Origin of the sequence: Shimia sp. NS0008-38b, assembly GCF_040370365.1 — a bacterium.
Taxonomy (GTDB): domain Bacteria; phylum Pseudomonadota; class Alphaproteobacteria; order Rhodobacterales; family Rhodobacteraceae; genus Shimia.
Window position 1 is genome coordinate 383069 of record NZ_BAABWQ010000003.1, and the last position, 25168, is coordinate 408236.

Consider the following 25168-nt stretch of genomic DNA (forward strand, 5'->3'; position numbering starts at 1 on the left):
TGCGGCTGCTGAGCACCCTCACCCTTCTGCTGGCAATTTTTGTGTCCGCCACCATCCCAACCGGATGGATGCCCAAAGCTCTGGCTGATGGGCAAATGGTATTGGTGATCTGTACCGGCAGCGACATGATCGAGGTGGTCGTTGATGATACGGGCGCCCCGTTGCCATTGCATGAACAGGTGGATGACGACCGAAGCCCCTGTGCGTTTTCGGTCTTGGCGTTCGCAATACCGGCGCTAAACGGGCCTTTCTCACTGCCATTGGACAGCGGCTTAACCGCGCGCTGGACACACCAAAGGTTCACCCACGAAAGCGCAGGCTTTCACCGTCGCTATGACGCACGCGGACCTCCGATCCTCTCCTGATCTTTCTTCACAAAACACAGATCAATTGACCGCCCCGCCAAGCTCGGGTTGCGGCACATCAGGAGATTCACACAATGGCTCAAAACAGCCAAATTGGTGGCGATGCCACCTCCAGAAACCTGTCCCAAAAACTCTATTTCGCCGCCTGGCGCTGGCATTTCTATGCCGGTCTCTATGTGGTGCCTTTCCTCATTATGCTGGCTGTGACCGGTATGATGATGATGTTCCTCACACAATTTGACGGCCGTGATGGCGAGAAGATCGCCGTCACCCCTGCTGGCACCGCGTTGACGATCAGCGACCAAGCCGCCGCCGCCACATCCGCGGTGCCCGGAGAGGTGGTCGAGTATATCGGTCCAAAATCAGATGCGCTGGCCACAGTGTTCCGCGTCAAAACAGACACCAATCAAATGATGGTGGCTGTGGATCCCTACACAGGTGACGTTTTGGACAGCTGGAACCGCCGCGCCGGGCTCTATGATTTGGCAGACAACATCCACGGCTCACTGTTGCTTGGAGACACAGGGGATCGGCTGATCGAGATTGCAGCCGGGCTTGGCCTCGTACTTGTGTTAACCGGCCTCTATCTGTGGTGGCCACGCGGCAACGCCGCCGCTGCCTTTGTCCCCAACTTCGCTGCGCGCGGTCGCGCCTTGTGGAAAAGTCTACACGCGGTTGTGGGCTTTTGGATGTCGGCAATCTTGGTGGTTTTCCTCATCTCGGGTCTCTCTTGGGCAGGCATCTGGGGCGGTAAGTTTGTACAAGCTTGGTCCACCTTCCCTGCCGAAAAATGGGACAATGTCCCTCTGTCTGATGACATTCATGCCAGCATGGGTCATGGCAACCAGAATGATGTGCCTTGGGCACTGGAACAAACTCAAATGCCTGCTTCTGGCTCTGACTCTGGTGTCGCCGGCACCGCTGAGGGCGCCCCTGTGGACATCGACAGTCTCACCGCCCTTGGTCGCGACCTTGGACTTGAAGGCCGGTTCCGTGTCGCATACCCCGGCAGTGAAACCGGTGTCTGGACCATCAACCGCGACAGCATGAGCAGCGACAGCACGGATCCGATGGGCGACGTCACCATCCACGTCGACCAGTACACGGGCAAAATCCTCGCGGATGTACGCTTTGCCGACTATTCGCTGGCAGGGAAATCGATGGCCGTCAGCATTCCGTTTCACATGGGTCTGATGGGACTTTGGAATCTGCTTCTGAACACGGTCTTTTGCCTCTCTGTGATCTTTGTCTGTGTTTCCGGCGTGGTCATGTGGATCAAACGCCGTCCAACCAACAGTTTGCGCCTGGCCGCCCCACCGGCACCGTCTGAAATGCCGCTGTGGAAAGGCGCATTGCTGATCGCTGCCGTGGTATCGGTGGCTTTCCCGCTGGTTGGGATCACACTTGTGGCCGTGCTTGCCTTTGACGTGTTAGTGCTGAGCAACATTCCGGCGCTCAAACGCGTCTTCTCTTAAAAACTGGATGGCCTCCGTGCACATCCATCGCACGGAGGCATCACCATGTACGGGGCATTCAAAAACGACGGCATCGGCCTTGCGGGATGCGGCCGTATGGGAGCCCCTATGTTGCGCGCACTTCAAAGGGCGGGATTTGATGCCAAAGGGTTTGACGTCAGATCCGCATCAGATCTTGGCATACGGTCCACCGACCTTTTGCCACTGAAGGACTTTGCGGCCTCCCTGCGCGTGCTCTTTACTGTGGTGCGTGACATTCCCCAAACCGACGACGTCCTATTTGGCGGTCAAAACCTCATCAGCTGTGCGCCGAACCTGACAACAGTTGTGATCTCTTCCACTCTATCGCCACGCTATGTCCGAAGCCTGAGGGAACGCGTCCCTGAGCACATCGCGCTGCTCGACGCCCCCATGTCTGGTGCTGCGATCGCCGCTCAAGATGCCCGCCTGTCCTTTATGCTCGGCGGCGCACCAGAGGACATTGCACAACTTCAGCCGTTGTTTGATGCCATGGGCAAAAATTTCCACAACATGGGTGCGTTTGGCGCCGGCATGCAGGCCAAGGTTCTGAACAACCTGCTTGCCGCCTCAAACACCGCTATGACGCGCCTTGTGCTTGACTGGGCGGATGCATCAGACATCGACGAGACTGCCCTGCTTAGCCTGATCCACACATCCTCTGGGCAGAACTGGCTCGCTTCAGGGTTCAACGATATCGAATTCGCGCGTGACGGTTGGCACGAAGACAACACGATAGGCATCCTCACCAAAGACGTGGCGTCAGCGCTCGACGCGGCTCCTCAGGGCGCAGACACAACGCTTCCAGAAACCATTCGGCAAGCGATCTTTTCGCTCACACCCCGCCGCTGATCACTGCGGTTTTGGGGGACATGCATCCTTGCCGGACACACCTGCCACCGACCTCAAACACTTGCCAACGTTCCGGGCTACAACCGTTGCACTCAGCCGCCGTTTCCGGCATGACACGAGGATGACACTTCGTAGCCGCGCTCTCTCCGTCCACCTCTTCACCGCCACCGGTGCCGTCTTTGCGATGCTCGCCATGCTTGCAGCAGTGGACGGCAATTGGAGCCTGATGTTCTTGTGGCTGGTCGTCGCCTTTATTGTGGACGGTATCGACGGACCGCTGGCACGCCACTATCACGTAAAGAAAAACGCACCGGAGTTTGATGGCGTCCTACTGGATTTGATCATCGACTATCTGACTTACGTGTTCATTCCGGCCTTCGCGCTGTTCAAATCTGGTTTGATGGATGGTTGGACCGGCTGGGTTGCGATCATTGTCATCACCTTTACCTCAGCGCTGTATTTCGCTGACACACGCATGAAAACAAAAGACAACTCCTTCTCCGGCTTTCCGGGATGCTGGAACATGCTGGTGATTGTGATCTTTGCGATTGAGCCAAACTTCTGGGTCAGCCTTGCGCTTGTCACGCTGCTGGCAACGTCGATGTTTCTACCGGTCAAATTTGTGCACCCAGTGCGCACAGAGCGCTGGCGTTGGGTCACCTTGCCCATGGCGTTGGCTTGGACCTTCTTTGCCGGTTGGGCCGCTTGGGTGGACTTTCATCCAGAAAGCTGGGCCCATTGGGGGCTGGTCGCCACATCGATTTATCTTGCGTTGGCGGGCGCAGCTCAACAAGTTATCTTCCGCGAAACGCTCTGATCAAATCAGCAAGCCACCGGCGCGCTCATGTTTGAGCAACCACACTTTGGTCTCCACGCCACCCCGTCCTGAAAACCCACCCAAACCCGATGCCCCCAAAACACGGTGGCACGGAATGATCACTGGAATTGGGTTGCCGCCACAGCCCTGCCCAATGGCCTGTGCGGGCACGCCAAGCGCCTTTGAGAGATCACCGTAGGTTAAGGTTTCACCCAATGGGATCGCCAGCATCGCCTCACAAACAGATTGCTGAAACGCCGAGGCCTCAACGCGCAATGGCACGTCAAACCCATTGTCTGCATCTTCAAAATAGGCCCGCAACTGCGCCGCTGCTTCTCGCAAAAGCGGCGTGTCATCGTCTCCGCCGTGCTCCCATTCCGCACGCACGATGGCGCCGTCCTTTTCGGTCAGCGTGATTGGGCCAGTCGGGGTCTCTACGGTCTTTTTGAACATGCACCCACCCTGCCTAAGACAAAGGCGCCCCGCAAGCGGGGCGCCTCTGATTAAGCATCAATTGGAGTGAAACTAGCCTTAGCCCAGCGCGTCATTACAACGTCCGCACACGCCAACATGGCTATGCTGACCTACATCAGGCAGAATCTTCCAGCAGCGCTGACATTTCTCACCATCGGCTTTTTCAAACACAACGCCCACGCCTTCGATCTCCGGAAGGCGGAACGCTTCTGCTGGCATCGGGTCGTTGTTCACCTCGACAGCTGATGTGATGCAAATATCGGCAAAATTCACCGATTTCAGTGCCGCAACCACATCCGCATCGCGCACATGTACCACCGGCGCCGCCTCAAGCGATGCACCGATCACTTTGTCAGTCCGCTGCACTTCCAACGCCGCCGTCACCACCCGGCGGACATCACGGACACCAGCCCATTTCGCCGCCAAAGGCTCGTTCAGCCAATCCGCAGGCGTTTCCGGGAAGTCGATCAAATGCACAGAGCTGTCCTCACCCGGGAACCGCTCAAGCCAGACCTCTTCCATTGTGAACACCATCACGGGTGCCAACCACGTGGTCAGGCGGTGGAACAAGATGTCGAGCACAGTGCGTGCCGCGCGACGGTTCAGGGTATCCCCGTCACAATACAGCGCGTCTTTGCGCACATCGAAATAAAACGCAGACAGCTCCACGGTGGCAAAGTTGAACACCGACGAGACAACGCCTTGGAAGTTGAAGTCCGCGTAGCCTTTGCGCACTTGGTGATCGAGTTCTGCCAGACGGTGCAGCACCCAACGCTCCAGCTCCGGCATATCCGCAACATCCACGCGATCCGCTTCGCTGAATTCAGACAAAGACCCCAGCATAAACCGCATGGTGTTGCGCAAACGGCGATAGCTGTCGGCCACACCTTTCAGGATCTCCGGGCCAATCCGCTGATCAGCGGTGTAGTCCGTCTGTGCCACCCACAACCGCAGGATATCCGCACCGTACTGCTGCACGACTTTTTCGGGCACAATGGTGTTGCCGAGCGATTTGGACATCTTGTTGCCCTTCGCATCCAACGTGAACCCGTGCGTGACCACATTGCGATAAGGCGCGCGTCCCTTGGTGCCACAAGCCTGCAACAGCGAGCTGTGGAACCAACCGCGGTGCTGGTCGGTGCCTTCCATATAGACATCGGCAATGCCATCAGCCGCGCCATCTTCACGATCACGCAGCACAAACGCATGGGTGGAGCCGCTATCAAACCACACGTCGAGCACGTCAAACACCTGCTCCCACTCATCGGAATTATAGCCATCCCCAAGGAACCGCTCTTTGGCGCCTTCCATGTACCAGCAATCCGCGCCTTCTTCTTCAAAGCCAGCTTTCACACGGGCGTTCACCTCAGGATCACGCAGCAAAAAGCCTTCATCGGTTGGCAGCGCACCCTTTTTCACAAAACAAGTGAGCGGCACACCCCAAGCCCGTTGACGCGACAGCACCCAATCGGGGCGATCCTCAATCATGGAATACAGACGGTTGCGGCCCTTTTGCGGGGTCCATTTGACCAGCTCATCAATGGAGCGCAGCGCGCGTTCGCGGATGCTGTCGCCCATCTCACCTTGCCCGTCATCCAGCTTGCGATCTACTGATGCAAACCACTGTGGCGTGTTGCGATAGATGATCGGCGCCTTTGAACGCCAGCTGTGCGGATAGCTGTGTTTGATCTTGCCACGGGCCAGCAAACCGCCGACCTCAACCAGTTTGTCGATGATGGTCTTGTTGGCATCTCCTTCGCCGCCTTTGCGGTTCAGGATGTATTTGCCCCCGAAGAACGGCAGGTCTTTGCGGAACCCACCGTCGTCCATGACATTGTACGTCAGAACACTCTCCAGCATGCCGAGATCACGGTAGAGCTCAAATTCCTCCATACCGTGAGACGGCGCACAGTGCACAAAGCCGGTGCCTTCGGTGTCGGTCACAAATGGCGCGGCGCGGAAATCGCGGATATCATCCCATTCGCCATTGCCGCCTTCTACACCGTGCAGCGGGTGAGTCAGCTGCAATGTTGCAAGCTCGTCAGCGGCCACATCACGCACGCGACTCCACATGCCGTCTTCCAAACGAGCACGTGCCATCACGTCCCCGGCCAGATTGTCCGCCAAAAGGAAGCGATCGCCGACATTGGCCCAGCTTTCCTCAGGTGTACCGGTCACTTCATAGACGCCGTAGGCAATGTCCTGACCAAACACGACCGCTTTGTTGGACGGGATCGTCCAAGGCGTCGTGGTCCAGATCACCACATGGGCGTCTTTCAGATCAGAGCCCTCGTTGGCCACCTTGAACTTCACCCAGATCGTGAAACTCTCTTTGTCGTGGTACTCCACCTCAGCCTCGGCCAGTGCGGTTTTCTCCACCGGCGACCACATCACAGGCTTGGAGCCCTGATACAGCGTGCCGTTCATCAGGAACTTCATGAACTCATCCGCGATCACAGCTTCGGCGTGGTAGTCCATGGTGATGTAGGGATTTGGCCAATTGCCGGTGATGCCCAGACGTTTGAATTCCTCGCGCTGGATGTCGATCCAGCCCTCGGCAAACTTGCGGCATTCCTGACGGAATTCAACGATGTCGACCGCGTCTTTGTCTTTGCCCTTTTTGCGATACTGCTCCTCGATCTTCCACTCGATGGGAAGGCCATGGCAATCCCAGCCCGGCACATAGCGCGCATCACGGCCCATCATCTGGTGGGAGCGCACGATCATGTCTTTGATGGTTTTGTTCAGCGCGTGGCCGATGTGCAGGTGGCCGTTGGCATAGGGCGGGCCATCATGCAGAATAAACGGCTCGCGGCCTTCCTTTTCGCGCAGACGGTCGTAAACGCCCAGTTTCTCCCACCGCTCCAGCCACGCGGGCTCACGCTTGGGCAGGCCTGCGCGCATGGGGAAATCGGTTTTTGGAAGGTTCAGCGTATCTTTGTATTCAGGTGTATCGGCACACATGTGTCCGGTCCTTTTCAGGCGGTCGTATTGGGAATGGTCAAGGGGCGGCGCGGTGTTCCATACGCCTTGTCCCGGCGGCTCGATGGATTAGAGCGCCGGGCTGATAATTCGAATAATGATTGCGATTATCTGCGTCATAAGCGCCTTATAGGGCGCGCGTTGCCTGTGGTAAAGCCGCGATACTTGCTCCTCGTGCCCTCTTTGCCTATTTGCGGAGACAAAGGAGAGGCTCATGCCCACACTGCCCCCCAAATTTGATGTCACCCGAGAGGACATCGCCCGTGTTGTGGCCAGCTTCTACGAAATGGTGCGCCAACATCCCGGTCTTGGCCCCGTCTTTGCCGTGCACGTCACGGACTGGCCCAAACACGAAGCCAAAATTATCGATTTTTGGGCCAATGCGATCCTGCACGAGCGCTCCTATGACGGCAATCCGCTTAAGGTTCATCGCGATGCTGGAAATGTCCGCCCAGGCATGTTTGACGCATGGTTGGCACTGTTTGACATGACATTGCGCCGGGAATTGAAACCGGATCAAGCGGCCGCGTGGTCCCTACTGGCCCATCGCATCGGGCGCTCGTTGCGCGCTGGCGTCGTGGAACAAACCAAAGACGCTGGCGGCGTGCCTATTCTGAGGTAACGCACGCTTAGCCAACGTTAAACAAACTGCCCACACCGTATGCAATTCCTGCCGCGACGCCGCCAATGGCCAACGTCTCCAGTCCAGATCGCCACCATGGCTCCAAGGACCACTTTGACTTCATGGTACCAATGGCAAAAAACGTGACTCCGGTCAGGTACGCCGACAACCGAAACGCGTCTGGCATGCCAAAAATGAACGGCAACAAGGGCACCATTCCAGCCACCAGAAACGCCAAAAAAGTTGCCAGTGCAGCGCGTTGAGGATGTGGGTCCACACTTGCAAGGCCATATTCGCCTTCCAACATCAATTGCACCGCGGCCTCTTCGTTGGCTGCAATGGCATCGGTTGCGGCCTCCAGCACATCCCCCTCAAGCCCTTTCAGGCGTAGGATTTCGCGGATTTCAAGACGCTCACCTTCCGGCCACTCTTGCAAATGGTGTTTCTCCACGACGCGCAGGCGTTTGGCATCATCCAACTCTGCCTTGGTGCCGAGGAAATTGCCCGCCGCCATCGAAAACCCGTCCGCCAAAACGTTGGCAATGCCCAAAGCAACGATGATCACCGGCGACAATCCCGCACCTGCCACACCAGCAACAATCGCAAAAGTCGTCACAGAACCGTCAATGCCGCCGTAGACCACATCACGCAACAACCCTCGTCCCGGTGGAGTGCTGATCCGACGTTGAACCTCTTGCGGCGAATGTCCGTGTTGCACGATGACCTCCTAGCTTTCTTTGGAAAACAATCCTGTCAGTGCCCGTTTGACCAGCCCCGCCACGCTAGGTCGGCGTCCTTCGCCAAACGGCAGCGGGCGACAGACCTCCATGGCCGCGACGCCAACACGCGCGGTCAGCGCACCGTTGACAATACCCTCACCAAAACGGCGGCTCAGCTTGGCCAAAGCTCCACCCCCAGCAATGGTCCCGATCAGATCATCTCCGGCGGCAACCGCACCCGTTGCCACCAAATGGGTCATCACCGCCCGAAACAGGCGCCAACTGCCAAGTGTGCCAGCCCGACCGCCGTAAATTTCCGCAATCCGCCGGATCATGCGAATGTTGGAGGTCAAAGCCGCCACAACGTCGGCCAAGGCCAATGGCACCAACGCCGTCACAGCTGCCACCTGCCGAGCCGCCGCTTCAACTTCCAACTGCGCCGCTTTGTCCAGCGGCCCCATCAGCTCACGCTCCGCCAACACCATAAGTGCATCCGCATCCAACACCTCGGCGCGCTGTTTTTGCAAACTGTCTCGCCCCCAAGCCAAATCCTCACGGCCTCGGTAAAACCGCAACAATTGATCCACAATATCGCGCGACTGCGCCATATCATGCGCCTGCGCCGCTGCATCGGCGCGCGCCTTTAGACCATCAACCCGCCGCAAACGCGCCAATCCCGCCAATTCTCGCAAGACAATCAAAACCGCCACAGCCAGAGCCGCCGCGCCAATCGCGGTCACCACCCAGCCAAGCACAGGCATGCGTGCCACCAAACCCGTGGCAAAATCCCAAGCTGCCATCGACACAGCCGCGCTCAGAAACAAACCAATCAGCGACCAAAACCACCGTGTCAGACGCGAGGGTTTGCCCGCGCCGAGCCGCGCAGCCACCTGCATGGCCTGCCCATTTGGCGAGGGCGTCAAAAGATCGGGCACCGGCGCCGCCTGTGCCACTTCAGGTGCTGGCTGATCTTCCAGCTCAATCAAAACAGGTCCGTTGCTCACAACACATCTCCGATCAAAAACTGCGCCGCTCGGTCCATGCGAATGTGTGGTGGCCCCTCACCGGGCCGCAGAGTGTTGGCGGCCGGTGCGAATTTCATCACCTGATAGTCCTGATCCAACCACGCTGTTTCGCCGGATTTGGCAGGCGACAACAACGTGCTGGGATCTTGAGGCAAATCACCGGGGTAAAACGCCGCTTGGCGACCACCATCCAGAAGCTGTCCACGCACGCAATCTAGTTTGCGCCCTTCATGCATTATGCTTTCCTCAACCGTGGTCCGCAGCGCTGCCAGCGAAAGCGCGTCACTCTTTGCCCCCGCAAACTGCGCCCGATCCGCAGCCTCACGCGTGAGCGCCTGCATGATATTGGTCAGTTGCGGATGCTGGCTGTGATGCAAATGATCCGCCTTGGTGGCCGCGAACAAGATTTTTTCCACCCGTTTGCCCATCAGCAAGCGTGTCAAAAACGCGTTCCGTCCGGGTCGAAACGCCGCCAATGTGTCCGCCAACCCGCCGCGCATATCTTCGACCGCAGCCGGTCCGGCGTGGATCGCACCCAGCACATCCACCAACACCACCTGCCGGTCGATACGTGCAAAATGATCCCGGAAAAACGGCTTCACCACCTGCGCTTTATAGGCCTCAAACCGCTTCTCAAACACGCGCCACATCGAGCGGCGCGCAGATTTGTCCGCTGGCAGAAGAGGCGCAAAAGTCAAAACCGGAGATCCCGCCAGATCGCCGGGCAACAAAAACCGCCCGGGGGTGCAGTCTGAATAGCCTGCTGCACGAGCGGCCTGCAGGTACTCCGTGAACCCGGCCGCCAACGCCTGTGCCTTTGGCTCCTGCAGCTCTGCGGCGCCATCCACCGCACGCACCAAACCGAGATACTCTGCGGCCTCCTCACGCACCTCAAGCCGCGCCAAAACCTCTGCACTCCACGTGGCAAAAGACTTGTCCATCAAACCAAGATCCAAGAGCCACTCGCCCGGATAGTCCACGATGTCCAGGTGCACCGTCCGCGCGCCTTGTAGCCCGGCCAACAACCCGTTTGGGCGCACCCGCAACGACACACGCAGCTCACTAATCGCCCGCGTGCTCTCTGGCCACTGCGGCGAAGCGCCCGTCATCGTCGCCAAATGATTCTCAAAATCAAATCTCGGCACAAGATCATCCGGCTGCGGCTGCAAGTAGGCGGCCTCTATTCGCCCTTCAGCCGCCGCCGCCAGCTGTGGCATACGTCCACGATCCAATAAATTTGCCACCAGAGAGGTGATAAACACCGTCTTTCCCGATCGCGCCAGCCCGGTCACGCCCAGCCGCACCACCGGCTCAAACACACCAGTCACACTGTCCGTGACAGCCTCAATCTGGCGTGCAACCCCATCCGCAAGTGTAGAAATGACCAAGTCTTTGGTCCCTTTGCCTGTTTCGCATCCAACCTAAGCCGCCCCCGGCGCCATTTCCAGTGGGCACAGGGACTTCAAATTCCCCGCCCGATGGTCTACCTCCAGCCACATGCCCAGATATGCTCTTCAAGTTGAATACCACGGCGCGCCCTTTGCAGGCTGGCAACGCCAAGCCGATCAGCCTTCTGTGCAAGGCGCGATTGAGGATGCGTTGGCGAAACTAGAGCCGCGCGCCCATACGATCGCTGCAGCGGGCCGCACGGACGCCGGCGTACATGGATTGGGCCAAATTGCCCATTGCGATATGGAGAAAGACTGGGATCCGTTTCGGCTTTCTGAGGCATTGAATTTTCAACTCAAACCTGCCCCGGTTGCCATTCTCAACTGCGCCCGCGTGTCCGATGAATGGCACGCACGGTTCTCCGCCACAGAGCGCCGCTATCTGTTTCGCATTCTGATGCGCCGCGCCCCGGCCACGCATCAGGCCGGATTGGTCTGGCAGGTCAAACATGACCTTGATGTTGCAGCCATTCAGGAAGGTGCCGATCGGCTGATTGGCAACCACGACTTCACAACCTTCCGCAGCACCATCTGTCAGGCCGCCAGCCCGCAAAAAACCTTGGATGCACTGGATGTGGAACGGTTCGACACAATGGGCGGTCCAGAGATCCACTTCCATGTGCGTGCACGCTCATTCCTACACAATCAGGTCCGCAGCTTTGTGGGGACACTGGAGCGTGTCGGCGCCGGAGCGTGGAGCCCCGACGATGTTTCCGCTGCGCTCAACGCACGTAACCGCGCAGCTTGCGGCCCTGTCTGCCCCCCTCAGGGTCTGTACTTGGCTGAAGTGACCTATCCTGAGGCGCCTTTCGCGCAGTAGACGCTGGACCCGCGGAGAATTGCAGCCCACAAAAGTCGTGCAACTCACTCTTTTCACAGGCCAAAAAACCCAACGGAAGCGATCACAAGGCGAGCGCTTGGCATGAGCTGTTGGTGCCGCGCGCACCAATAAAACAAGGCGGAAGATCCAGTTGACCATAAGTCAACTCTTGACCTTTTGCTCAAAAAGGATGCTAGCTTCCCGCCACCAGAACCACTTGGGGCCTCTTATGTTCAAGCCAGCCATCACCGGCACCGGCGTCTTCACGCCAGATCAAATCATCACAAATGACGAACTGGTTGCCAGCTTCAACGCCTACGCTGACAAGATGAATGCACAAAATGCCGAAGCCATCGCCGCCGGCGACGTAGAGCCATTACAACACTCCTCAAGTGCGTTTATTTTCAAAGCGTCTGGCATCGAGCAGCGACACGTCTTGGACAAAAAGGGCGTGCTAAACCCGGATGTCATGCATCCTGAATTGCGCCAACGCAGCGATGATGAACCTTCGATCATGACCGAAATGGCGCTGAAGGCCTGCCAAACAGCCTTGGAACAGGCTCAGGTGGATGCATCTGACATCGATCTGGTGATTTGTGCGGCTTCCAACATGGAGCGCGCCTACCCAGCTGTTGCAATCGAAATTCAAAAAGAACTTGGCGCGCAGGGATTTGCCTTTGACATGAACGTCGCATGCTCTTCCGCCACCTTTGGCATCCAAGCTGCTGCCGACATGGTGCGTGCGGGGTCCGTGCGTAAGGCCATCGTTGTGAACCCAGAAATCTGTTCGGGTCACTTGGAGTGGCGTGACCGCGACTGCCATTTCATTTTTGGTGATGTGGCCACAGCTTCGGTGATCGAACGTACAGATGACGCACAAGGCAGCCATTTCGAAATATTATCCACCCGCTGCGCGACACAGTTTTCCAACAACATCCGCAATAACAACGGCTTTTTGCGTCGCTCGCGCCCAGATGGCGTAAACGATCGCCGCGACATGCAATTTATGCAAAACGGCCGAAAAGTCTTTAAAGAGGTGGTGCCAATGGTGTCCGCCCATATGCTGGCCCATATCGCAGAAGAAGGCATCGCGCCCGATCAGCTTGATCGGCTCTGGCTCCATCAAGCCAACAAATCCATGAATGATTTTATCGGCAAGAAGGTTCTTGGCCGTACGCCGGACGCCAGCGAGCAGCCCAATATCTTGCAAGACTATGCCAATACGTCCTCTGCAGGATCCATCATTGCCTTCTCAAAATACTCCGCTGATCTCACGCCCGGGAACATTGGTGTCATTTGCTCCTTTGGGGCGGGATATTCGGTGGGCTCCGTGGTCGTACGCCGCCACTGATCCATCACATATCTTGGTTCAGTGTGATCTTTAGAAGCGGTCTGGTATCAGCGATTCGATTAGATTGGGTATACCGCCGCACACAGACTGTTATAAACTACAGTTAAAATCAAAAAAACTATCAAAATTATCAGCGGCCTTCACGAAGTATGAGAAGGCCCAACCTCCAGACTCGCGTTTGACTATGCACTAATATGATTGCTGGAGGGAGCTGTTGTCTCACCGTGGTGCTACCCCAAGCATTCTGAGATGACAGGTTCGAGAGGTGATTGTTTGCTGATCCCCTTCTGCTCTGCGCTGTCCCGTGCAGAGGTTAGTACGCACACCCGTGCATTTATTTCCCTGTTAGTCTTTTTATGACGCGAGGGTGTTCCGGTTCCCGGGACACCCTTTTTAATTGACTTGCAGGCGCATCAAAGACGCAACTATCGGATGCGAAAGCGGACTTTTTCAGCTGTCGGCACACCCATTTCAACCAACACGTCTCCGTCGTCATCTCGGGTGCGATTTAGCGGGTCTTGTACGAGCCCAGCACTCATTGCGAGTGCTGCCAGATCTGCTCTGTTGGACAGCCCTGTTTTACTCAGAATACTGTTCATACGTTGCCGCACGGCGGACACCGAAACTTGCAACTGCTCAGCAATCACTTTGTCCTGCAAACCCGCCCCAATCATTTCCAACAGCTCGCGCTGCTTTTCAGATATCCGATTGCGTTGCGTAAATTCCGCCGAAAAATGGGTGAGATACCGCTGATGTCCCATCATCGCAACGGTGGCCAAAACCCATCCATGGGTTTGAATTATATGATGCATCTCTCTTTTGGAGTGGTCTCCAGAAAAGGTAATGAGGGCGGCTTGAGGCGGAGCATGCAACCGCAATGGAACGGAAAAACCAGCTCTCAACCCACGCCGGGCCGCCTCACGCAGGACGGCATGACGTTCCTCGGGAATGTGGTGGTATTCGTCGATGAACTCCAAACCGACGGCCAAGGGCGTCAGATGATGCACCGCATGTGTGCGAAAATAACTCCACTTGGCGACATCCGGGTTCTGATTGACCGCATTCAGCCACGTGCTGTCATACGAGGTTCGAATGAACAAGGTACGCTTCCAATTGGCAAAATTGTCAGCACAAATGAAGTCAATAAATGGCAGGTTTAATGTGCGCCCCACCTCGACAATCAGTGACCAGACTTCAGTCGAGGTCTGCGTGGTTTCAAGATCGGCAAGAAACCCATGCAACAGTTCCGGTGTATGGCGTTCAGCCGCCAATAACGGTCGTCGCCCGGGAAGCGTGGTCATGCGTTAAACGGATTCCTCTTCCAGATGCAGTTTCATGTCCACCAGCACCTGTTGCAACGCCACTGTCTCACGCAAAAGGCGTTTGGCTTCGGTCATCGTAATGATGCCGTCCTCGATGGATTGATTGTATTCGCCCATCAACAGCGCAAAGCGTTGGCTTAGCGCAATCACGTCGGCGTTCACGCCACCCTTGTCAGATGAATTGCGACGTCGGCTTTCCATTTCAAGAGAATTACCACGAAGCTCGGCCAATGCGGCTGTCACATGTGGATAAGATGCGGCCTCTTCCAATGCGGCCACCGCATCCACCGGCATAAACCGGTCTGCATGTTCATCATGGCTGGAGTAGTACCGACCCAAAGTGGCCTTCGATTTGCCGGTCAATTCACAAGCGGCTTCGATTCCGACGTCCTTCACGAGGGCCTCGGAATGTTTCTTAAGATAGCTATGCACCACACTCATGTACTTGTCTCAACCTATTGTCTGATCAGCCGCATTTCCCGTTTGCTTTGGCACGGTAGGGGAATGCTGCGGTTTTTTTCCCATTCCCTGAATTAACCTGAATTTGGTATTTGAGAAAGACCGGATGTGTTTTCTCCGGCAGTATCAGTTTCCGGCGGGTGGGGCCGGACCGAAGAAAGGCGAGCTTCAGACTGTCACCTGACCCTCGTTTGGCCGAAAGGCCGCGCGGCACGGCCTCATCATCCCCATTGGCGATGCCAAGGTGGGTCGGGCCGCGTTTCTCTTTGGTCCCCCTCCCGTCGCTTTCCCCAAAATCACCCGCTGTGTGAATTTTTCGCCGAGGCGCATAGGCAGTCTTGCACCTTCCTACAAAGGCGGCTTAAGAGGCTTACATGGCCAAGCTCTACTTCCAATACTCGACCATGAACGCCGGCAAATCGACCGTTCTTTTGCAAGCATCTCACAACTACCGCGAGCGCGGCATGCAGACTTATCTGCTCACAGCCGGGCTTGATAACAGAGACGGTCCCGGCCGCATTGCCTCACGGATTGGCATCTCTGAGCCTGCGGACACGTTTGACGCTACGTCATCCCTCTTTGAGATCATAAAAGCCCGTTTGGATCAGGGACCTGTGGCCTGCGTATTCATCGATGAGGCCCAATTTTTAAGCGAATCACAGGTGTGGCAGCTGGCGCAAGCCGTGGACGATCTGAGTGTTCCGGTGATGTGTTTTGGCTTGCGAGTCGACTTTCAGGGTCGCCTGTTCCCGGGCTCCGCTGCATTGTTGGCCCTCGCGGATGAAATGCGCGAAGTGCGCACCATTTGTCACTGCGGGAAAAAGGCCTCGATGGTTGTGCGCCAAGACGAGAGCGGCAACGTCATTCGCGAGGGCGCTCAGGTTCAAATTGGTGGCAACGAAACGTATGTTTCCCTGTGCCGTCGCCATTGGCGAGCGGCCATGGGCGACTTGCCAGCAGACGAAACCAATTGATCTGCATATGGTGTTGCCCACAGATGCTCCGAGTTCATGGCAGCGCGCCTTAGAGACAATTTGGGGCAGTATTGCCGGTGGCAAACGCGACCAGATTGTCGACCGCCATCAGCCCCATTTCTGTCCGTACTTCCAAAGCAGCGGTGCCCAGATGCGGCAACAACGTCACATTGTCTAACTTGCGCAACGTGTCCGGCACTTTGGGTTCAAACTCATACACATCCAGCCCGGCGCCCGCGATGCGCTGATCCTGCAGCGCCGCAATCAGCGCCGCTTCCCGCACCACTTCTCCGCGCGCGATATTGATAAAATGGGCGTGGGGCTGCATCGCGGCAAAAATCGCGGCGTCAAACAAGTGATGTGTGCTTGCGCCTCCTGGAACGGCAGACACCAAAATGTCGACCTGTGCCGCCAATTCGGCAAGATCCTCAATGCGTTCAGCCGGATGGGACAACACCTTCTCAGAGCGGTTCCAATATTTGACGTCCATGCCAAATCCATAGTGGCATCGTTGCGCTATCGCCTGTCCAATCCGTCCCATACCGGCAATGCCAACGGTCTTTCCGCTGACATGCAGACCCAACATTTGCGTCGGGTGCCAGCCCTTCCACTGGCCAGACCGTGCCAACCGCTCGCCTTCGCCCGCCCGTCGCGCACTCATCAACATCAGGGTCATGGCCACATCCGCTGTGGCATCTGTCACCGCGCCGGGCGTGTTGCTCACCGCAACCCCCGCGCGCCGGGCAGCCTCAACATCAATGTGATTGTAGCCAACACCAAAATTCGCCAACAGCTTACACTTGGGAGAGGTCACATCAGCAAACACCGCAGCATCAAACTTGTCCCCCAGCGTCGGCAAGACCAAATCAAAATTGCGCAAAGCGTCGCGCAGCTCATCTGGTTGCATGGGCAAGTTGTTCAACCGCACCGTGACATGGAATTCTGCGCGCGCCGCAGACAGCACTGCATCTGGTAGCGGACGTGTGATCAACAGGGTCTTCAATGCATGCGCCCCCCGTTGGGCACAGCCCCATCAGGGCCCGCCAAAACGATCTCACCTTTGTCATCAGGCAACCCAAGGACCAGTATCTCCGACATGAATTTGCCAATCTGGCGCGGCGGAAAATTGACCACGGCCATGACCTGCTTCCCGATCAAACCCTCTGGGTTGTAGTGCGCGGTGATCTGCGCTGAGCTTTTGCGCACTCCCAATTCATCGCCAAAATCCACCCAAAGCTTGATCGCTGGTTTGCGCGCTTCAGGGTAGGGTTCCGCCTGCACAACTGTGCCGACACGAATATCCACTTTCAGAAAATCGTCGAAATCAATCTCAGCCATTGGCCAACTCCCGACTGCGATCCGCCGCCGCCCCAACAGTTTTGATCATCAAGGGAGGCAAGCCTTGGGCGGTGTCCATCAAAACTTCCAAGCCGGCCTGCGTGGTGCCGTTGGGGCTTGTGACATTCACACGCAATTGCGCGGGGCTGTCATCAGCGGTTTCCGCCAGCGCACCTGCCCCGGCAACCGTGGCCTTGGCAAGCGCCATAGACAGCTCAGGAGACAGGCCCTGTGCCTCCCCTGCAGCCGCCATACATTCAATCATGTGAAACACGTAGGCAGGACCAGATCCGCTGAGCCCGGTCACAGCATCCATTTGGCTCTCTCGTTCAAGCCGGACCACCTGCCCTACAGCCTGTAACAGCCCCTCCGCAGCCTCTAGCCCAGCAATGCCAGCAGGGCCATTGCCCACAATCGCGGTGATGCCTTTGCCAACCGCGGCGGGGGTGTTGGGCATCGCGCGCACAATGGGTGTCAGCGCGCCAAGGATGTCTTCATATGTCGCAATTGAAATTCCCGCGGCAACCGACACAAACACTGTGTCCCCGTTGCCCATCGCCGCCAATATTGGCAAGGCGTCAGCCATCATCTGCGGCTTCACTGCAATCAAAACCACGGCAGGTTTGCCCGGAAGGTCCGCATTCACATTGACGCCGCTGCCCTGCACCCAATCGCTGGGCTGGGGGTCCTGCACCCACACGGATGTTGCGGGCAGCCCATCCGCGAGCCACCCCTGCAACATGGCAGTTCCCATCTTGCCACAGCCCAAAAGCACCAGGCCGCGCTCGGCCACCGCTGTCATGTCCATAAAAGCCCCCTTAGTTGTGTTGGGGGCAAGTGTTACGCCCGGCCGTAAGCCTCTGCAATGGCAACTTGCATAGCATCTTTCACAGTCCGCTCACCCCAAACCACCAACTGGAAAGCCGGATAAAAGCGCTCTGCGTTCTGGATCGCGCCTTTGATCATCGTGTCGATCTGATCCGGGCTGGCCACCTGACCACCGCTGAGCACGAGGCCGTAGCGGTAAATCATCAGCTTCTGCTGTTCCCAAAAGGTGAATGCCCCCGACCAACACTCGTCGTTGACGGCGTTCAATGTCTCATAAAGCTGCGGCAACCGCTCTTCTGGGGGCTCGGCTTCATAGGAACACACCATGCGCAGGGTTTCGTCATAGGCCGACCACGCCAAAGTGATGGAATAGGTTTTCCACTGCCCTTCGACAGCCATCGCAATCTGATCGTCCGCGATGCGGTCAAAGCTCCAATCGCGCACTTCCGCGATATGCTCGACGATGTCGATAGGGTGTAGGTCCTCTTCGAGAAACTGTTCGGATAATGCCATGGCGCCACCTCATTTGTTTTCACACGCCGCAGGGAATGGCAGCTCCCCTAGCGTTTGGTGCCTGCTCTAGGAACTGTGGATAACTTCACATTCCTTACCACATATGGTGGTGCGCCGTTAACGACGTGTAAAGCAAAATATCTGTGGATAACGCAATAAGTTGTGGATTAAAGTGAAGTAAGCACAAGTCTTCGCCACTCGGTGAAAGACCCTGAAAAGGCCGGTGCAATGTGGTCCAATCTCCCGCGCGTCCAAGGATTTAAACCAAATGAAGCGACCGTTCCCGTTTTCTCAGGTGGATGTATTTTGCGAAACGCCAACACTCGGCAATCCTCTGGCTGTGGTGCATGAGGCCGCCGATCTGAGCGATGAGAAAATGGCGCAGCTTGCCCATTGGACCAATCTCAGCGAAACCAGCTTCCTGTTGCCTCCGAAAAACCCGGCAGCAGACTACCGAGTGCGCATTTACACCCCGGTGCAAGAATTGCCCTTTGCGGGCCATCCCACATTGGGAAGTTGCCATGCGTGGCTCACCAACGGCGGGGCACCCGCAAACGATGACATCCTACAGGAATGCGGCATTGGAGTGATCCGCATCCGTCAGGCTCAAAATCGCTTGTATTTTCAAGCGCCACCGCTCAAACGCAGTGGTCCCTTGCCCGCCGACATCTTGACCAAAGCGCTGGCCGGATTGTCGCTCACACCTTCGGATGTGCAAGCCGCCGCTTGGGTCGACAACGGCCCCGGCTGGGCCGCACTTTTGCTCAAAAGCCATGCCAAACTGATGCAAATCACCCCAGACTACGCCACACTCGACGGCCTGCGCATCGGGGGTGTCGCCACCGGATCCGATACAGACTTTGAAGTGCGCGGCTTTTCGGCAGGCGGCTTTGAAGACCCGGTCACCGGCAGCCTAAACGCAGGCATCGCACAATGGCTGATCGCCGACGATCACGCGCCAGATACCTATGTGGCCGCACAAGGCACAGTGTTGGGCCGAAAAGGCCGCGTGCATATCCAAAAAGATGGGGCCGACATCTGGGTTGGCGGCGCGGTACAAACCTGTGTCACAGGCACAATCACGCTCTGATACGCGCAAAACAAAAAGGCCAGCCCAACGGCCAGCCCTTCCAACGTCTCTCAAATCGCACGTCTCTCAAACGCGCAAAGCGGGTTTGGCTTACTTGCCTTCCAACGCTTCAAGCCGCGCTTTTAGCGCTTCATTCTCTTCGCGGGCCTTCTGTGCCATCGCGCGCACCGCATCAAATTCTTCACGGGTGACAAAATCGCGATCCGCCAACCAGCGGTCCATCAGCGACTTCATCGCATTGTCGGCCTCATCCTTGGCGCCCTGTGCCACGCCCATGGCGTTGGTCATCAACTGAGACATGTCGTCCATGAACTTGTTTCGGGTTTGCATTGCACTCTCCGCATTGTGATCCTGACTGACTATATGGGCACCAACGCGCGCAGACACAAGGTTGACTTTGTCGCGCGCTCAAGGCCACTTGTGGCGCAAATCCATATGCCAGAAAGCGGCCAGATGCAGTTTCCAAATGTTTCGCCAGAAATCTTCTCCGTCTCCCTGTTTGGTATGGAGTTCGCGCTGCGTTGGTACGCATTGGCCTATATCGTTGGCATCCTTATTGGCTGGCGCATCGTGGTCACCACCGTCAACCGCGCCGCGCTTTGGCCCAATGACACCGCGCCAATCACCGCGCGTCAAATCGAAGACCTGCTGAGCTGGGTGATCTTAGGCGTGATCGCTGGCGGCCGTTTGGGCTATGTAATCTTCTACAAACCCGCCTTCTACCTCGCCAATCCGCTCGATATCGTCCGTATTTGGGACGGCGGCATGTCGTTTCATGGCGGGATGATGGGCGTGATTGTGGCCGGTTGGTTCTATTGCCACAAACACAACTTGATCAAACTGCAAGTCGGCGACGCCATGGCGCTTGGCGTGCCCATTGGCCTGTTTCTGGGTCGTATCGCCAATTTCATCAACGCCGAGCTTTGGGGCCGTCCCACGGATGTGCCATGGGGGGTGATCTTCCCCGGCCAAGCGGCGCAAGACTGTGGCCAGCTCGCCGCGCTCTGTGCACGTCATCCCTCTCAGCTATACGAAGCCCTGATGGAAGGGCTGATCCTTGGCACCCTGATGCTCTACCTCGCCTACCGCCGCGGCGCGCTCAAAGCTCCAGGCACCCTCACCGGCACCTTCTTTGCTGGCTACGGTCTTGCACGTTTTATCGTCGAATTCTTCCGCCAGCCCGATGCGCAATTCATCACCCCCGGCAACCCACTGGGCCTTGCACTGCACCTCAACGGCTACGGTTTCACCATGGGACAGCTGTTGTCCCTGCCGATGATCGCCCTTGGCGCCTATCTGATCGTCCGCGCCCGCCGCACATGACGACGTTAGCCAAACATCTGCTCGCCCGGATCGAGGCGCACGGCCCTATGACCGTTGCCGACTTCATGGCCGAAAGCCTGCTGCACCCCACTTTGGGTTACTACACGACCCGCGATCCGCTTGGCGCAGAGGGCGATTTCACCACAGCGCCGGAAATCAGCCAGATGTTTGGCGAGCTGATCGGCCTCTCGCTTGCACAGGCGTGGCTCGACCAAGGCGCGCCCAGCCCCTGCACGCTTGCGGAACTTGGTCCCGGACGCGGCACGCTGATGGCGGACATCCTGCGCGCCACCCGTGCGGTGCCCGGATTTCACGACGCGATCCACGTCCATTTGGTCGAGGCCTCGCCAACATTGCGCGAGATGCAGCGCGCCACCATCAACACCGACGTGACATGGCACAACAGCATCGACACCCTGCCCGAGCAGCCCCTGTATCTGATTGCCAATGAGTTCTTTGACGCCCTGCCCATCCGTCAATTCCAACGGGGCGGCGAAGGCTGGCACGAGCGCCTGATTGCCATGCGGGAGGGCGCACTGACCTTTGCCTTTGGGCCCGAATTGCCACAACCACATCTGGAACACCGGCTCACAGACACCGTCAAAGACATGATTGTAGAAACCTGCGCCCCAGCCATCACCACCGCCGCTCAAATAGGGGGGCGCATTCGCGATCACGGCGGCGCGGCGCTGCTGATCGATTACGGCGACTGGCGCTCCAAAGGTGACACGCTACAGGCACTCAAAAGTCATGCGTTCGTCGCGCCACTTGCGGCACCGGGGGAAAGCGACCTCACCGCCCATGTCGACTTTGAGGCCATCGCACAGGCGGCACCTTGTGCCCATGCTCCGCTGACCCCCCAAGGCGTGTTCCTTGAACAGCTGGGCATCACACCCCGCGCCCAAGCGCTTGCCAACCGTCTCGAAGGCCCAGCCCTGAACAGCCACATTGCCGCACATCGCCGCTTGACGCACCCTGAAGAAATGGGAAACCTGTTCAAAGTGCTCGCGCTGTTTCCGCCAAACGGCACACCCCCACCAGGATGCCCAACATGACGCTCGAAATTCTGACTTCGGATTTGCTCGCCCCTATGCACCACGGTTTCTTTACCCGCCGTGGCGGTGCGTCATCCGGAGTGTTCCATGGGCTCAATTGTGGCGTTGGCAGCTCTGATCAAACCGAAATCGTTGAGATAAACCGCAAACGTGTGGCAGAGGCGATGGATGTCGACATCTCCCATCTCGCCAACGTGCATCAAATCCATTCCGCAGATGTGGTGACCGCAACTGGGCCGATCACCGGCACACGCCCTCGCGCAGATGCGATTGTCACCGCAACACCCGGCGTGGCCTTGGCGATTCTCACCGCCGACTGTCAGCCGGTGCTGTTTGCTGATTCTGAGGCAGGCGTGATTGGTGCCGCCCATGCCGGATGGCGCGGCGCCCTTGAGGGTGTTCTTGAAAGCACCGTGGAAGCCATGGAGGCCCTTGGCGCCACACGCGAAAACATCTGTGCCACCATTGGTCCGTCAATCAGCCAAAGCGCCTATGAGGTTGGCCCCGAGTTTTTGGACGCCTTCGTGGCAAGCACCCCAGACAACAACCGGTTCTTCACAGCGGGCGAAGGAGATCGGATGATGTTTGACTTGCCTGCTTATGGGCTGCACCGACTGCGCACCGCAGGTGTCGGCGAGGCAGAATGGACGCGCCATTGCACCTATTCTGACGCGGACCGGTTTTACTCTTTCCGCCGCGCCACCCATGCCAAAGAAGCCGACTACGGACGCCTCATCTCCTGCATCCGCCTGTAAGTCTTAACAAATTACAAAGAACGCAAAACTGTCTCTCTATTTTCCTAAAATCTGACCAATCCTGCCCCATCTCCGCCCCAATTCGGCACGAGACTGATCTCAAGTTGGAAACAATAGGCCCGCAGAGGCCAAGATCAATTCTAGGAGAGCAGACATGAAAACTCAGAGCCGCTTTATCAAATCCGTCGTCGCCGCATCCAAAACCGATGCCCCTCAAATGCCTTGGGCCCGCGGCGCGCGCCGCGCCGCCTTCATCGCGAAACGCAATGGCATCGTTCTAAAGGCGGCGGCTTAAGCCCCCACACCCCTCGCAATTTTGCAAAGCACCTTGCCCTCCAGCAAGGTGCTTTTGCGTTTTTGCCACAGAGCCCTGCCGCCATAGTGCCCAACTGATACGCAAAGGCGGCGATGTAATGCACCGGACTTGGCCCACTGGCGTCGCCGCATTGCTTAAACTGGGGAACCGTCTATAACGCAGGCCAAATTCTCATCTCAGAGGCGCAAATGACGGACACACCTCAAGTTGGCATCATCATGGGCAGCCAATCCGATTGGCCCACGATGAAAGAAGCGGCGACCATCCTCGACGCGCTTGGCATTTCTTACGAGAAAAAGATCGTCTCTGCCCATCGCACGCCCGACCGCTTGTGGTCTTATGGCAAGGCAGCGGCAGATCGCGGGCTGCAGGTGATCATCGCAGGGGCAGGCGGTGCCGCACATCTGCCCGGCATGATGGCGTCCAAAACCCGCGTCCCTGTTGTCGGCGTACCAGTACAGACCCGTGCGCTGTCAGGCGTCGACAGTCTCTACTCAATTGTACAAATGCCCAAAGGCTTTCCTGTGGCCACCATGGCCATTGGCGCGGCGGGCGCTGCGAACGCGGGCCTGATGGCGGCTGGCATCCTTGCCTTGCAGGATCCGGCGTTGGCCACACGGCTTGACGCATGGCGTGATGCACTGTCGGCCTCCATCCCTGATGAGCCCCAAGATGATTGAGGCACTCAAACCAGGCGCCACCATTGGCATTCTCGGCGGTGGCCAACTGGGCCGCATGCTTTCTGTTGCAGCCTCCCGCTTGGGCTACAAAACCTGTGTGTATGAACCGGGTGCGGATTGCCCAGCCAGTCACGTGGCCAACTATCATTTTCAAAAAAGCTATGATGACGCAGAAGCCCTGCGCGCCTTTGCCGATGCGGTGGATGTGATCACCTATGAGTTTGAAAACATCCCCACCTCCGCTTTGGATATCCTAGAGGCTCATTGCCCAATCCACCCCAACCGCGATGCCTTGCGCATCTCTCAGGACCGGCTGACAGAAAAGCACTTTCTACAAGACCTCGGGCTGAAAACCGCACCCTTTGCGGATGTCACCAGCGCTGAGACCATGGCAGAGGCGGTCGCCTCAATCGGAGCGCCATCGATCCTGAAGACCCGCCGCTTTGGCTATGACGGCAAGGGGCAGGCGCGGCTCAAAACACTCGAGGATGCCGACACAGCCTTGGCCGATATGGCGGGCGCTCCCGCGCTGCTGGAAGGCTTTGTTGATTTCTCCCACGAAGTGTCTGTGATCGCCGCACGTGGCCTTGACGGCCAAGTCGCCTGCTTTGATCCCGGCGAAAACGTGCATGCTGACGGCATCCTGCGCACCACCACCGTGCCCGCCCGCCTGACAGCAAGCCAACGTATGGACGCCGTACTGCTGGCCGCCAACATTCTGAACAAGCTCGGATATGTGGGGGTCATGGGGGTTGAGCTCTTTGTCACGCCAGAGGGGCTGATTGTGAACGAAATTGCGCCGCGCGTGCACAATTCTGGCCACTGGACTCAAAACGGCTGCACCGTGGACCAATTCGAACAGCACATTCGCGCCATCACTGGTTTGCCTCTTGGAGATGGCCAGCGTCACAGTGACGTTGTGATGGAAAATTTGATTGGCGATGATGTTGACCGATTGCCAGCGCTCTTGAATCAAGCGGACACAGCCGTGCATCTCTATGGCAAAGCCGAGACCAAGCCGGGACGCAAAATGGGCCACGTCAACAGCATCACACGCGGCGACTAATCCGCCACGTTCAGCAGGAAACGCCGGAAGATCTGCCCGCCGTGGCGGATCTCCCCGGCCTCCCGTGCCCCAATGCGCTGCAAGGCGCGCATCGAACGACGCGTTGGGGCCAGCAAAAACTGCACCGTGTCGATGCATGGTTCCGTTCTGGCAAACGCCAAGGCTTGGCGCGTGATTGCCGCCCCCTGGCCAAATGCGTCAGGCATCAGCACCAAGCCAAAATCCCACACGTCATCTTCTTTTTCAAAGCCGCCCCAGCCTAAAAACACGCCGTCACGCCAAAACGCCCAGTGGCCCAAACCGTCCTGTTCCCAACGCGCGGCCTTGATCTCCAGAAATCGATCCAAAGCCGCATCGTCAAAAACCCCATGAAGCAGCGGCAAATGCGCGATCACCCGCGCATCATTCAATTGCTCAATCAGCAGAGGCCGAGGCGTCTGCGCCAGCGGTTTGAACACCACATTGCTCATTGTTGTAAGGT

The 25168-nt window shown here is 57.5% G+C and carries 28 protein-coding genes; 15 read left to right on the top strand and 13 right to left on the bottom strand.

Going from position 1 to position 25168, the window contains the following annotated elements:
• Window positions 1-41: 41 nt before the first annotated feature.
• The 4 genes from ABWV47_RS13935 to ABWV47_RS13950 all read left to right on the top strand — a co-directional run bounded on the left by ABWV47_RS13935 (window position 42) and on the right by ABWV47_RS13950 (window position 3527).
• Window positions 42-365: a DUF2946 domain-containing protein gene (locus tag ABWV47_RS13935; protein WP_353312815.1), complete on the top strand. Its 324-nt coding sequence runs from the start codon at window positions 42-44 to the stop codon at window positions 363-365.
• Between the two features lie 74 nt (window positions 366-439).
• The gene (locus ABWV47_RS13940) at window positions 440-1840 is read left to right on the top strand and encodes a PepSY-associated TM helix domain-containing protein (RefSeq protein WP_353312817.1); all 1401 of its coding nucleotides are present in this window, start codon (window positions 440-442) and stop codon (window positions 1838-1840) included.
• Between the two features lie 45 nt (window positions 1841-1885).
• Complete coding sequence (locus ABWV47_RS13945; RefSeq protein ID WP_353312819.1) at window positions 1886-2710, top strand: NAD(P)-dependent oxidoreductase; 825 nt, start codon at window positions 1886-1888, stop codon at window positions 2708-2710.
• Window positions 2711-2831: 121 nt separating this feature from the next.
• Complete coding sequence (locus tag ABWV47_RS13950) at window positions 2832-3527, top strand: CDP-alcohol phosphatidyltransferase family protein (protein WP_353312821.1); 696 nt, start codon at window positions 2832-2834, stop codon at window positions 3525-3527.
• Here the strand turns inward: ABWV47_RS13950 and ABWV47_RS13955 are convergent, their stop codons facing one another.
• Together ABWV47_RS13955 and ileS are read right to left on the bottom strand one after the other, a co-directional pair.
• Entirely contained in the window at window positions 3528-3980 is a 453-nt protein-coding gene (locus ABWV47_RS13955) for a methylated-DNA--[protein]-cysteine S-methyltransferase (protein ID WP_353312823.1), read from the bottom strand.
• Window positions 3981-4058: 78 nt separating this feature from the next.
• Entirely contained in the window at window positions 4059-6965 is a 2907-nt protein-coding gene (gene ileS / locus ABWV47_RS13960; RefSeq protein ID WP_353312825.1) for an isoleucine--tRNA ligase, read from the bottom strand.
• A gap of 232 nt (window positions 6966-7197) precedes the next feature.
• On the opposite strand from ileS, the gene ABWV47_RS13965 reads away from it, so the two are divergent.
• Window positions 7198-7605 (top strand): group III truncated hemoglobin, encoded by a 408-nt coding sequence (locus ABWV47_RS13965; protein WP_353312827.1) that lies wholly within the window; start codon window positions 7198-7200, stop codon window positions 7603-7605.
• 7 nt (window positions 7606-7612) lie between these two features.
• Here the strand turns inward: ABWV47_RS13965 and ABWV47_RS13970 are convergent, their stop codons facing one another.
• From ABWV47_RS13970 to ABWV47_RS13980, 3 genes are read right to left on the bottom strand one after another with little or no spacing between them, the layout of a single operon-like run.
• Complete coding sequence (locus ABWV47_RS13970; protein ID WP_353313882.1) at window positions 7613-8326, bottom strand: VIT1/CCC1 transporter family protein; 714 nt, start codon at window positions 8324-8326, stop codon at window positions 7613-7615.
• Between the two features lie 6 nt (window positions 8327-8332).
• Entirely contained in the window at window positions 8333-9328 is a 996-nt protein-coding gene (locus tag ABWV47_RS13975) for a YcjF family protein (RefSeq protein ID WP_353312829.1), read from the bottom strand.
• Window positions 9325-10737: a YcjX family GTP-binding protein gene (locus ABWV47_RS13980; RefSeq protein ID WP_353312831.1), complete on the bottom strand. Its 1413-nt coding sequence runs from the start codon at window positions 10735-10737 to the stop codon at window positions 9325-9327. Before ABWV47_RS13980 ends, ABWV47_RS13975 begins: the two co-directional genes overlap by 4 nt.
• A gap of 109 nt (window positions 10738-10846) precedes the next feature.
• On the opposite strand from ABWV47_RS13980, the gene truA reads away from it, so the two are divergent.
• Window positions 10847-11617 carry a tRNA pseudouridine(38-40) synthase TruA gene (gene truA, locus ABWV47_RS13985; RefSeq protein ID WP_353312833.1) on the top strand — a complete coding sequence of 257 codons (771 nt, stop codon included), beginning with the start codon at window positions 10847-10849 and terminating at the stop codon, window positions 11615-11617.
• A 229-nt stretch (window positions 11618-11846) separates the two neighbouring features.
• A complete protein-coding gene (locus tag ABWV47_RS13990) occupies window positions 11847-12968 on the top strand; it encodes a beta-ketoacyl-ACP synthase III (RefSeq protein ID WP_353312835.1) in 1122 nt (373 codons plus the stop codon).
• A gap of 425 nt (window positions 12969-13393) precedes the next feature.
• On the opposite strand, the gene ABWV47_RS13995 is transcribed toward ABWV47_RS13990, so the two are convergent.
• Together ABWV47_RS13995 and ABWV47_RS14000 are read right to left on the bottom strand one after the other, a co-directional pair.
• Entirely contained in the window at window positions 13394-14269 is an 876-nt protein-coding gene (locus ABWV47_RS13995) for a helix-turn-helix transcriptional regulator (RefSeq protein WP_353312837.1), read from the bottom strand.
• Between the two features lie 3 nt (window positions 14270-14272).
• Entirely contained in the window at window positions 14273-14731 is a 459-nt protein-coding gene (locus tag ABWV47_RS14000) for a hypothetical protein (protein ID WP_353312839.1), read from the bottom strand.
• Between the two features lie 392 nt (window positions 14732-15123).
• Between ABWV47_RS14000 and ABWV47_RS14005 the strand changes: the two genes are divergently transcribed.
• Window positions 15124-15723 carry a thymidine kinase gene (locus tag ABWV47_RS14005; RefSeq protein ID WP_353312841.1) on the top strand — a complete coding sequence of 200 codons (600 nt, stop codon included), beginning with the start codon at window positions 15124-15126 and terminating at the stop codon, window positions 15721-15723.
• A gap of 49 nt (window positions 15724-15772) precedes the next feature.
• Here the strand turns inward: ABWV47_RS14005 and ABWV47_RS14010 are convergent, their stop codons facing one another.
• From ABWV47_RS14010 to ABWV47_RS14025, 4 genes are read right to left on the bottom strand one after another with little or no spacing between them, the layout of a single operon-like run.
• Window positions 15773-16726: a 2-hydroxyacid dehydrogenase gene (locus tag ABWV47_RS14010; RefSeq protein WP_353312843.1), complete on the bottom strand. Its 954-nt coding sequence runs from the start codon at window positions 16724-16726 to the stop codon at window positions 15773-15775.
• Window positions 16723-17061, bottom strand: coding sequence for a tRNA-binding protein (locus tag ABWV47_RS14015; protein WP_353312845.1), 339 nt, complete (start codon window positions 17059-17061; stop codon window positions 16723-16725). Before ABWV47_RS14015 ends, ABWV47_RS14010 begins: the two co-directional genes overlap by 4 nt.
• Window positions 17054-17869 (bottom strand): pyrroline-5-carboxylate reductase, encoded by an 816-nt coding sequence (gene proC, locus ABWV47_RS14020; protein ID WP_353312847.1) that lies wholly within the window; start codon window positions 17867-17869, stop codon window positions 17054-17056. Before proC ends, ABWV47_RS14015 begins: the two co-directional genes overlap by 8 nt.
• A gap of 32 nt (window positions 17870-17901) precedes the next feature.
• On the bottom strand, window positions 17902-18402 hold the full coding sequence (locus ABWV47_RS14025; protein WP_353312849.1) for a type III secretion system chaperone family protein: 501 nt from the start codon (window positions 18400-18402) through the stop codon (window positions 17902-17904).
• A 268-nt stretch (window positions 18403-18670) separates the two neighbouring features.
• On the opposite strand from ABWV47_RS14025, the gene ABWV47_RS14030 reads away from it, so the two are divergent.
• Complete coding sequence (locus ABWV47_RS14030) at window positions 18671-19492, top strand: PhzF family phenazine biosynthesis protein (protein ID WP_353312851.1); 822 nt, start codon at window positions 18671-18673, stop codon at window positions 19490-19492.
• A gap of 90 nt (window positions 19493-19582) precedes the next feature.
• Here ABWV47_RS14030 and ABWV47_RS14035 read toward each other — a convergent pair whose 3' ends face one another.
• On the bottom strand, window positions 19583-19822 hold the full coding sequence (locus tag ABWV47_RS14035; protein WP_353312853.1) for an accessory factor UbiK family protein: 240 nt from the start codon (window positions 19820-19822) through the stop codon (window positions 19583-19585).
• A gap of 105 nt (window positions 19823-19927) precedes the next feature.
• Here ABWV47_RS14035 and lgt point away from each other — a divergent pair, with 105 nt between their 5' ends.
• From lgt to ABWV47_RS14065, 6 genes are all read left to right on the top strand, one after another.
• The gene (gene lgt, locus ABWV47_RS14040) at window positions 19928-20815 is read left to right on the top strand and encodes a prolipoprotein diacylglyceryl transferase (RefSeq protein WP_502959715.1); all 888 of its coding nucleotides are present in this window, start codon (window positions 19928-19930) and stop codon (window positions 20813-20815) included.
• Entirely contained in the window at window positions 20812-21870 is a 1059-nt protein-coding gene (locus ABWV47_RS14045; RefSeq protein WP_353312855.1) for a class I SAM-dependent methyltransferase, read from the top strand. The genes lgt and ABWV47_RS14045 overlap by 4 nt, the downstream gene beginning before the upstream one ends.
• Window positions 21867-22625: a peptidoglycan editing factor PgeF gene (pgeF, locus tag ABWV47_RS14050; protein ID WP_353312857.1), complete on the top strand. Its 759-nt coding sequence runs from the start codon at window positions 21867-21869 to the stop codon at window positions 22623-22625. The genes ABWV47_RS14045 and pgeF overlap by 4 nt, the downstream gene beginning before the upstream one ends.
• A gap of 154 nt (window positions 22626-22779) precedes the next feature.
• Window positions 22780-22920 carry a hypothetical protein gene (locus ABWV47_RS14055; protein ID WP_353312859.1) on the top strand — a complete coding sequence of 47 codons (141 nt, stop codon included), beginning with the start codon at window positions 22780-22782 and terminating at the stop codon, window positions 22918-22920.
• A gap of 209 nt (window positions 22921-23129) precedes the next feature.
• Window positions 23130-23621, top strand: coding sequence for a 5-(carboxyamino)imidazole ribonucleotide mutase (gene purE / locus ABWV47_RS14060; RefSeq protein ID WP_353312861.1), 492 nt, complete (start codon window positions 23130-23132; stop codon window positions 23619-23621).
• Window positions 23614-24687, top strand: a complete 1074-nt coding sequence (locus ABWV47_RS14065) for a 5-(carboxyamino)imidazole ribonucleotide synthase (protein ID WP_353312863.1) — start codon at window positions 23614-23616, stop codon at window positions 24685-24687. Before purE ends, ABWV47_RS14065 begins: the two co-directional genes overlap by 8 nt.
• Here ABWV47_RS14065 and ABWV47_RS14070 read toward each other — a convergent pair.
• Entirely contained in the window at window positions 24684-25157 is a 474-nt protein-coding gene (locus ABWV47_RS14070; RefSeq protein WP_353312865.1) for a GNAT family N-acetyltransferase, read from the bottom strand. The two genes, ABWV47_RS14065 and ABWV47_RS14070, sit on opposite strands and share 4 nt — an antisense overlap.
• Between the last annotated feature and the right edge of the window lie 11 nt (window positions 25158-25168).

Excerpts from the sequence above, each read along its gene's own strand:
- ABWV47_RS13940 (WP_353312817.1), top strand. The coding sequence starts at position 440 with ATGGCTCAAAACAGCCAAATTGGTGGCGATGCCACCTCCAGAAACCTG.
- ABWV47_RS13945 (WP_353312819.1), top strand. The coding sequence starts at position 1,886 with ATGTACGGGGCATTCAAAAACGACGGCATCGGCCTTGCGGGATGCGGC.
- ABWV47_RS13950 (WP_353312821.1), top strand. The coding sequence starts at position 2,832 with ATGACACTTCGTAGCCGCGCTCTCTCCGTCCACCTCTTCACCGCCACC.
- ABWV47_RS13955 (WP_353312823.1), bottom strand. The coding sequence starts at position 3,980 with ATGTTCAAAAAGACCGTAGAGACCCCGACTGGCCCAATCACGCTGACC.
- ileS (WP_353312825.1), bottom strand. The coding sequence starts at position 6,965 with ATGTGTGCCGATACACCTGAATACAAAGATACGCTGAACCTTCCAAAA.
- ABWV47_RS13965 (WP_353312827.1), top strand. The coding sequence starts at position 7,198 with ATGCCCACACTGCCCCCCAAATTTGATGTCACCCGAGAGGACATCGCC.
- truA (WP_353312833.1), top strand. The coding sequence starts at position 10,847 with ATGCCCAGATATGCTCTTCAAGTTGAATACCACGGCGCGCCCTTTGCA.
- ABWV47_RS13990 (WP_353312835.1), top strand. The coding sequence starts at position 11,847 with ATGTTCAAGCCAGCCATCACCGGCACCGGCGTCTTCACGCCAGATCAA.
- ABWV47_RS13995 (WP_353312837.1), bottom strand. The coding sequence starts at position 14,269 with ATGACCACGCTTCCCGGGCGACGACCGTTATTGGCGGCTGAACGCCAT.
- ABWV47_RS14000 (WP_353312839.1), bottom strand. The coding sequence starts at position 14,731 with ATGAGTGTGGTGCATAGCTATCTTAAGAAACATTCCGAGGCCCTCGTG.
- ABWV47_RS14005 (WP_353312841.1), top strand. The coding sequence starts at position 15,124 with ATGGCCAAGCTCTACTTCCAATACTCGACCATGAACGCCGGCAAATCG.
- ABWV47_RS14015 (WP_353312845.1), bottom strand. The coding sequence starts at position 17,061 with ATGGCTGAGATTGATTTCGACGATTTTCTGAAAGTGGATATTCGTGTC.
- proC (WP_353312847.1), bottom strand. The coding sequence starts at position 17,869 with ATGGACATGACAGCGGTGGCCGAGCGCGGCCTGGTGCTTTTGGGCTGT.
- ABWV47_RS14025 (WP_353312849.1), bottom strand. The coding sequence starts at position 18,402 with ATGGCATTATCCGAACAGTTTCTCGAAGAGGACCTACACCCTATCGAC.
- ABWV47_RS14030 (WP_353312851.1), top strand. The coding sequence starts at position 18,671 with ATGAAGCGACCGTTCCCGTTTTCTCAGGTGGATGTATTTTGCGAAACG.
- ABWV47_RS14035 (WP_353312853.1), bottom strand. The coding sequence starts at position 19,822 with ATGCAAACCCGAAACAAGTTCATGGACGACATGTCTCAGTTGATGACC.
- lgt (WP_502959715.1), top strand. The coding sequence starts at position 19,928 with ATGCCAGAAAGCGGCCAGATGCAGTTTCCAAATGTTTCGCCAGAAATC.
- ABWV47_RS14045 (WP_353312855.1), top strand. The coding sequence starts at position 20,812 with ATGACGACGTTAGCCAAACATCTGCTCGCCCGGATCGAGGCGCACGGC.
- pgeF (WP_353312857.1), top strand. The coding sequence starts at position 21,867 with ATGACGCTCGAAATTCTGACTTCGGATTTGCTCGCCCCTATGCACCAC.
- ABWV47_RS14055 (WP_353312859.1), top strand. The coding sequence starts at position 22,780 with ATGAAAACTCAGAGCCGCTTTATCAAATCCGTCGTCGCCGCATCCAAA.
- purE (WP_353312861.1), top strand. The coding sequence starts at position 23,130 with ATGACGGACACACCTCAAGTTGGCATCATCATGGGCAGCCAATCCGAT.
- ABWV47_RS14065 (WP_353312863.1), top strand. The coding sequence starts at position 23,614 with ATGATTGAGGCACTCAAACCAGGCGCCACCATTGGCATTCTCGGCGGT.
- ABWV47_RS14070 (WP_353312865.1), bottom strand. The coding sequence starts at position 25,157 with ATGAGCAATGTGGTGTTCAAACCGCTGGCGCAGACGCCTCGGCCTCTG.